This window comes from Moorena sp. SIO2C4, assembly GCF_010672485.1.
Lineage (GTDB): Bacteria > Cyanobacteriota > Cyanobacteriia > Cyanobacteriales > Coleofasciculaceae > Moorena > Moorena producens.
Map to the genome: position 1 here is coordinate 1 of NZ_JAAHGN010000271.1, position 7,781 is coordinate 7,781.

The following is a 7,781-nucleotide window of genomic DNA, read 5'->3' on the forward strand; positions in this document are numbered from 1 at the left end:
TGGCTGACGGCTGATGGCTGACTGTGAAAGAATACCGCATAATCCAAATCAACCGCCACTAGTAGTAGTAAGTTTCATGAACAACCAATTCCAAGCCCTGTCTACCCCAAAGGATTTACCTCTCCTGCGACCTTTTCTGCTGGATTTGTTTTGTAAACTGGCTTACCAAGAGGGTGATTTTGTGCTTTCGTCGGGGCAGCGTAGCTCTTATTACATCAATGGTAAACAGGTCACCCTTCATCCTCAAGGAGCATTGGCAATAGGACGTTTGCTATTCTCAATGCTACCTGCTGATACTCAAGCTGTTGCTGGCTTAACTCTGGGTGCAGATCCCATCGTGAGTGCGGTTAGCATTGTTTCTGCCTTAGAAAACTGCCCTATCCCTGGTCTAATTATCCGCAAACAGCCAAAAGGTCATGGAACCAGGGCATACATTGAAGGTCCTAGTTTGCCCACAGGAGCCAAAGTAGTGGTATTAGAAGATGTGGTGACTACTGGGCAATCAGCCATGAAAGCCGTGGATCGCCTTAAGGAAGCCGGTTACCAGGTAGAGCTGGTAATAGCCCTGGTTGACCGGCTCCAAGGCGGAGCCGAGCTTTATAAGTCCGCTGGCCTAATGTTTCAAGCTTTGTTTTCGATTAATGAAATCCGAGAACACTACCAGGGTTCTCTTGATCAATCCAGTTGACTAATTAATTAGTTATGGCTCAGGCGGGATTTGAACCTGCGACCTCGGGCTTATGAGTCCCTTGCTCTAACCACTGAGCTACTGAGCCTTTTCTTCAATCCTTATCTACTATAACATATCAATGCCAATAATTTCTTTATTGACACTCGCCGTCTTGAAAGAACGGCGATTCCCAGATCAATGAGCTGCCTTAAACCACTGTGTCCTAATCTTTGACGCCGCCAAAAAGTAGGCAGTACCTAAACCAAAAACCCGTCAAGACCAAGAATTTAGTTTAGTTCACAGTAGACCCAGCGGGCAATTCTCGCGATCGCGTTTGGCTACTTGTCAGGAAGTGCCGATAAAAGTCCGTTTCCTTCCTTTTCACCTGGTTTCGGTGTGCCCCACCGTACCGTATTTTTTCTCAAGTTGTGATTTTCCTGGGTTCACACGCCAACGTCTAATTGACGATTGGGTTTTTAAAGAGGACTTTCCCAGAGACGAAACCTTAGTAGAGGGTCGCCTTACTACAAAACCTTTTCCCTATGCTGCATAACCTACCGACTATAAAGGCGACCCTCTACTTACGGTAACTTCAAGCCCTCTGGGCATTACTACTTTTAGGTCATGCAGTGGCGGATCTCTCTTCCGGTTGCGCCAAGGCCAAAGGCCACGCGGGGCGCGTTCAGTTTTTCAGCCTGTACCCTATACTTAAACTATACTATAGCGCTAGATAAGTGTCAACTTTTTGCTCTTGTGTTTTTTTAGGCTAAAAGCGCGCTAGTCACTTTGATCTGGGCTCGCTTTGTGGCGGAGTTTTCAGTGTTGGGATTTCTCATAAATATTGTCAGAGAAGTTGAGGAAGAGTAGGAAACTTCCCTGTTGCTTACCTTACCCTTTTCCTCTGTCTCCTCCTTCAACCTAGTAATTTTGCCTGATTGGGATACTTCCCTTGAAATCACTCTATTACCGTCTTGTAGGCAAATAGGCGATCGGATTTGCAGCTCCCCGACCTCTGGGATGTACCTCAAAGTGTAAGTGAGGACCAGTGCTATAACCTGTGCTACCCATAGCGGCAATTCGTTGACCTTGGCCAACCTGTTGTCCACGACGCACAAAAATTCGGCTGTTGTGGGCATAAAGGGTCAGACTACCATCAGGATGCTTGATTTCCACCAATTTACCGTAGCCACCTGAATTCCAACCAGCACTGACTACAACACCAGGGGCTGCTGCCATAATTGGTGTCCCAATCGGAGCTGCAATATCAATACCCTTGTGCATCCGTCCCCAACGCCGACCATAACCTGAGGTAATCACACCATTACTTGGCCAGATATATCCGTTAAAGCGGTTAGGGCTATCTGGCAAGTACATATCTGGTGTAGACAGAGGTGGCACTCCTGGTGAAACAGGTTTTCCTACCGGTATGCGGATCATTGGGTTAAATCGTTCCGGTGGGGCAGGAGCTACAGCTATCCTTCTCGGTTGTGATACCTCAGGTGGAGGCACAGGAATGGCAATAGAACTGCGTCGAGTTTTCCGGGGTGGCTGAGGTCTTGGAATAGCAATAGGAACCTGTGGAGCTGTCGGTGGCTGCGGTAATAATAATTCCGACTCTTTCGCACCGGTTGCTTGATTATTCTCAGGATTCCACTGGGGAGTGATCTCGACAGATTTAGACTCCTTGTCTGAGGGATCAGCAACTGGCTCGTTAGTAGGAGTTCCTAGGTTGATTGGTTTGCTTTCCTCTGGGCTGGTTTTATTGTCCCGGATTTCTTCTCGCATCTTGAGAATATCAGCCCTTAATTTTTCAACATAGGAGTTGCGCTGAGAGTTAATAGACTCTAGAGGCTGATTTTCAATCGAGGAAGTAGCTTGAGCTAGCAGACCACTGTCTGAGGTCGATTGAGCCAGAATGGTCTCAGTTACCGGTTTTACTTTAGGTTTTTCCTCTATAGATACGGATGTGACTTGATCTCGACTAGTAGAAGTCTTAACAGAGATAGTTGTTTCTAAATCCAATGGTCGCCCTATTGCTGGCTTCCAAGGTTCAGATTTCGGGCTGTTGCTAGATAGCAAAGTTACTGACGACTGTTGCTGATCGAATGTCCCAACTTGAGGAATTTTCAGCTGTTGATTAATTTCAATTAGGTGAGGATTATCTAGCTGATTGGCTAAGACTAGCTCTGAGCGGGATAAACCATAACTACGGGCAATAGAATCGAGGGTTTCACCAGCTTTGACCTGGTGAAAAGAGTTACCAGTAGATGACAGCCTAGTTCCCACCACCACTGGCTGTGGTACATTTAGTTGCTCTGTAGTTACCTTGGTTGTAGCCGATGCAATTCTTGGAGTACTGACCTTGAAAACTGATGGTTTGACTGCCGATATGACAGTTGTTTCTGGAGTCGGTACTGGAATGACCACCGGTAGTGGCTCAGATCTAGTTGATTGGGTTAAGGCTGGTGATACAGCAACTTTCGGCCTTGGCTGTGGGAGCGTCGCCGGAGCTGTAGGTACCGTAACAATGGGCTGCGATGTTTGTGTTACTGAACCCTCAGGTTTTAGCACTGCAGGGGGTAAAGTGTGTGGGCTAGAACCAAGGGTCGCTGATGCCAGTTCATAAGACTTGTTAAACTCCTCGGACCTCAACTGAACCAGACTTTTGCTCAGACGGTTTCGATGTTTTTGGAGGCGCTTGAGGGCTAGGTCTTGTCTAGCTTTTAAAAGATTATTGGTCTTGTCGGAAACAGCTTGTGATGCATCCGTTGACAGGTTACCCGATTTTGATACTGGTGCAGATGCTAGCAACTGTTTTGGCTCTACACCCTCAGACTTAGATGAGGCTTTGACATCAGTACCCTTAACCTCACCAATGGTAGACTTCCTGGCTACTGGGAGAGTGTCATCGGTTTTGAGCTTGTTAAAATTCCCGTTCCCGTAGCGGAGGCCGTAGGCCACGCTTTCGCCGTAGGCGACGCTGCGCGAACGCGAACGGCTTTGCCGAATCGCAAGTTCTGGGGGTGAGGCTGGCTTTGATGCCACACCCCCTTGTCCCTCCTTAGCCGGGTTTAGCAATGAGGGGCTTGAAACAGCGGTAACCTTAAATTCGGCTGCTGGTAGATTCGTCCCACTTGGGTCAGGAGCAACTGGCTCGAATGCCATTGCTTCATCACCCTGTTGAGGTAATAGTAACCCAGATGCCCCCATGGAAATCGCCAATCCAATCATGGCTGCTGAGGTACGAGCCTTACGGTTCACCTCAAGGGGAATTACTGCACCGACCGCATGATTACTTGCAGGTAGTTTCGATGACGAATCCGATGACTCTGCTGCACAGGTCGGAACATGATTGACCTTATCAGTAAGTGTTCCTTTCAAAAACGTCCTCCTGGTGTTTGACGAGCGCTTAACAGTTCCTGATTTATTTTTTACCAGTCAATGATGTGACTCACTTCTAAAGTGTGATCCAAATCACATCTATTTGGCAGACTTAGCAAAGATTACCGTGCTTCTTTGATTTAGACAAGCTCACATGACTACTAAAAAATTTATTCCTTGACGGCAATAGCTAGATACACCTTGAAGCCATTGATAAGTAATTATCCTTAGACAACTAGGTGGACAACATCCCATAGCAGAGATCTTGTCGGGATTGACCACGGCTGCCGTTAAGGATTGCTGCATATGCTGCATATATATGCATATAAAGTAACTGGCTAATCAGGCCTTCTCCGGGAAACCACCCTCAGTAACCCAATAAAATCGAGCATATTTGCTGATTATTCTGTTTGAGCGCCATAAAAACAGCGATGGTAATCTCGAAGCAACTGACTGGTTACAGCTGAACTCTACGCGAATTTTGGGTAAGACAACAACCGTATAATCCTGTATCAACCCGGATCTTAATCCTGGTGGGTTGCTAGTTGATGGTGTGCTCACAAAATCCTTCAAATCCTCCTTTTATCTACTGATAGTTGGTTTGGTATACTGAACACTCCCCATTTGATATCAGCAAAATCTATCGGTGATTTCTCGGTAATCCTACTGTTTATGATAGAAATTTCTTATATGTCTTAAGTAATTTCAGTCTTCTAGATAGCTGAATTTTTGGTGAGTAATTCTACACACACTAACTCATTCAACCAAGGTGCGTCCGGTCAGCTGTAGGCTGACAGTCCTTGATTCTACCCAAAGATGCTTGTTTTGACGTCTTTCCCTGATTAAAACCGACTTGTGCGACAAAACGTTTTTACACAGTTTAACCAAATCTAAAAATCTAGTTATTGATTGATCACCTAGGGAATTCCCAGCAGAGGGATTGTTTTTCACAAAAATTACACATTTCTACAGACATTTCCTATTTACACCATCAGTAGAGGGTAAATTAGGTATTTTAACTCTAGCTATAGTGTTTAAACCCCTGAAGGGGGATAAGTATTTTTTGAGTGGGGTGATCAGCTGCTCCCCATGTAATTTTTCTATCGTAGTCCGGCAAGAGTAGGAGAAGGCAAACAGCGACTAAAGTCGCTTTCGATATTTCTATTGACAGCTGATTTTATTAGTGATATAATCTAGGTTTAAGGTCAAATTAAAACTCAAACGGTTAAGGCTTAAACCTAAATCGATACAACTAAATCGATACAACTAAATCTATAAGAAAAATCTATACAAGTAAATCTATACAAAAGAAATCTATATCAAAAATTTATACAAATTATACAATACCGAAACCAAGTCAACTTAGTAAGTCCTAATTATTAACACAGAAAACACCTATTCCAAGTAACCCAACTGACGCCTGGCCTCAAATAAGCCAAGGGCAGCACTGACGGAGAGATTTAAGCTGCGCACTCCTGGCTGGGTCATGGGGATAAAGACTTTAGCCTGACAAGCCTCTAACACATGGGGAGGCAAACCTGTGGTTTCGCAGCCAAACAATAACCAGTCCTTGGGCTGAAACTGAAACTTAATATAGTTGTATGTTCCTCTCTTGGTAAAGCCAATCCATCGCCCCTCTTGCTTCTGGTGATAGCTGACAAATGCATCAAAGGAATCATGATATTTAAGATCTACATAGGGCCAATAATCTAGTCCTGCTCGTTTCAAGTAGCGATCGCTAATTTCAAAACCCAACGGACCCACTAAGTGCAATTGAGTAGTGGTGGCGGCGCAAGTTCGGGCAATATTGCCGGTATTCGGTGGAATTTGCGGGTTGATTAAGACAACTTTTACCATGAAACCCTTAATATCAAGTCTGGTTTAATACCCATAATTAAAGAGAGGGTGGGGAGGGTGGGGAGAAAGGTCGGTGTGGGGAGATGGGGAGATAGGGATAAACGGGAGATAGGGAGATTTTTATTAAGGGTAATTATCCTGACATGATATAACACGTCTGACCCTAATCTATATTCATACCAAATCTGGGTCTAAAACCCCTGATTAGAAAACAAATGGGCGATCGCCTATTGGTATTTGAAGTGGTAACAAGTAGCTTTAAAGCTATACTGGGTGTGGGGTGTGGGCGAACGGGTGTGGGCGAACGGGTGTCAAGGGCACCTAAAAGATTTATTTGAATGAGTTCAAGGGATTCAGGTTCGAGGAGCATTGGATATATATCTTAGGTCATAGTACTATAGGCATACCTAAGGTCAATATTTTTGTCTGTATTTCAGATAACCTCTACCTAGTGATATAGATCATATATGTTTTTCTTATATTAGTTTTCGTTGAAGCATATATTAGATATTCTTATATTTCACAGCATTTCACTTGGCAAAAAAATTATTCAATTGAGGCGGTTGTCTTTACAAAAACTCTAAAAAATTAAAAAAAATTCATAAAAAATGCCATCGCGAGGTTAGGGGGAATCCGGATTCCCCCTAACCTAAAATTGCGATGACAACTTTAGCTATTTAATTGTAGTTGAATAACAAAGCTGTTAGTCAGTTAGGCTACCAGGGACTGACACAATTGATCTTCTAGTTGCGACTCTTGCTCAGCCATGGATTGAATGGCTTGAATCATCACTTGGCGAGGATCAACACCCACTGAATGAAGTTGTAACCACTGGCCAGCGGTGTTTCCTTCCCGTAGAATTTTCTTAATCGGTGAGAGGAAGCAACTAAAACCGTGTTTTTTCGCTACCGGCCAAACCTCTTGATAAAGTTCCTCAATCCAATCTCTGGCCAGAATTAGTCTGCCATCCTCCCAATGCCTCAGTTGCGCATCCAAACTGGATTCAGCCGCAGCGATTTCATTGGCATCGGTGAGGCCAAAGAAGTCAGCTGAACGGTTGTTGGCAGGTATTTTACTTATCTCCAGGGGGTCAAGACTGGGATCATGAATCAGTTGTATCAGGCGTGCTTCCAATAGTGCCATAACCGCTAACAGGGCAATGGGATCGACCATTAAATCACAGATTCTCAGCTCTAGGCGGTTGAGATCATAGGGCCGTCGGTTGCCATTGGGGCGCACAGAGGTCCACAGATGACGGACATTAAACATGGTACCAGCAACGAGTTGCTCTTCATTCCACTGGATAAAGTGACGATGGCTTTCAAATAAAGGAACATCAGAGGGAGTTTTGGGAAACATTCCCCAGCGGGTGGAGTGATAGCCAGTGGTTTTACCGTCCAGAAAGGGGGAAGATGCACTCAGGGCTAGGTATAGTGGAGCTTCCATTCGCACCAGACGACAAGCTCGCATCAGGATTTCTGGGTCAGAGATGCCCACATTGATATGGATGCTGGCAGTAACAACCTTAGTGCCGTAGGTGGTCTCAATGTAGGAATGGTAAGGATTATTGGGGTCAGAACGGTAAAAGCGATCGCTTTTACCTAAGGACAGGGTACTGCCGGGAATTAGTGTATAGTTACCCAAGCTTTTTAAATACTGTCGCAGCTGTTGTCGGGGACGCACTAAAGCACATAAGAGACGGTCATAGCAACATAAAGGAGCAGTGGTGTATTCTACATTGCGCTGATCTGGCTCTCGGACAAATCCGTCGAGGGATGCAACAATCTGATCGGAAAAACCGACAATATCCCCTTTGGGAGTGCCGGTATACATTTCTACTTCAAAGCCTTTGGATAGCAGCACAGTTTTTTCA

At 45.0% G+C, this 7,781-nt stretch carries 4 protein-coding genes and 1 tRNA gene; 1 reads left to right on the top strand and 4 read right to left on the bottom strand.

The window, feature by feature from the left end:
* The first annotated feature begins 76 nt into the window (after positions 1–76).
* Positions 77–688 carry an orotate phosphoribosyltransferase gene (gene pyrE, locus F6K20_RS15805; RefSeq protein WP_008180983.1) on the top strand — a complete coding sequence of 204 codons (612 nt, stop codon included), beginning with the start codon at positions 77–79 and terminating at the stop codon, positions 686–688.
* Between the two features lie 15 nt (positions 689–703).
* Here pyrE and F6K20_RS15810 read toward each other — a convergent pair.
* The 4 genes from F6K20_RS15810 to gshA form a co-directional block, all read right to left on the bottom strand.
* Positions 704–776 (bottom strand) — tRNA-Met (locus F6K20_RS15810).
* Positions 777–1,633: 857 nt separating this feature from the next.
* A complete protein-coding gene (locus F6K20_RS15815) occupies positions 1,634–4,051 on the bottom strand; it encodes a peptidoglycan DD-metalloendopeptidase family protein (protein WP_008180987.1) in 2,418 nt (805 codons plus the stop codon).
* Between the two features lie 1,395 nt (positions 4,052–5,446).
* A complete protein-coding gene (gene trmL / locus F6K20_RS15820; protein ID WP_008180990.1) occupies positions 5,447–5,908 on the bottom strand; it encodes a tRNA (uridine(34)/cytosine(34)/5-carboxymethylaminomethyluridine(34)-2'-O)-methyltransferase TrmL in 462 nt (153 codons plus the stop codon).
* Positions 5,909–6,619: 711 nt separating this feature from the next.
* On the bottom strand, positions 6,620–7,771 hold the full coding sequence (gene gshA / locus F6K20_RS15825) for a glutamate--cysteine ligase (protein WP_287295275.1): 1,152 nt from the start codon (positions 7,769–7,771) through the stop codon (positions 6,620–6,622).
* Positions 7,772–7,781 lie beyond the last annotated feature (10 nt).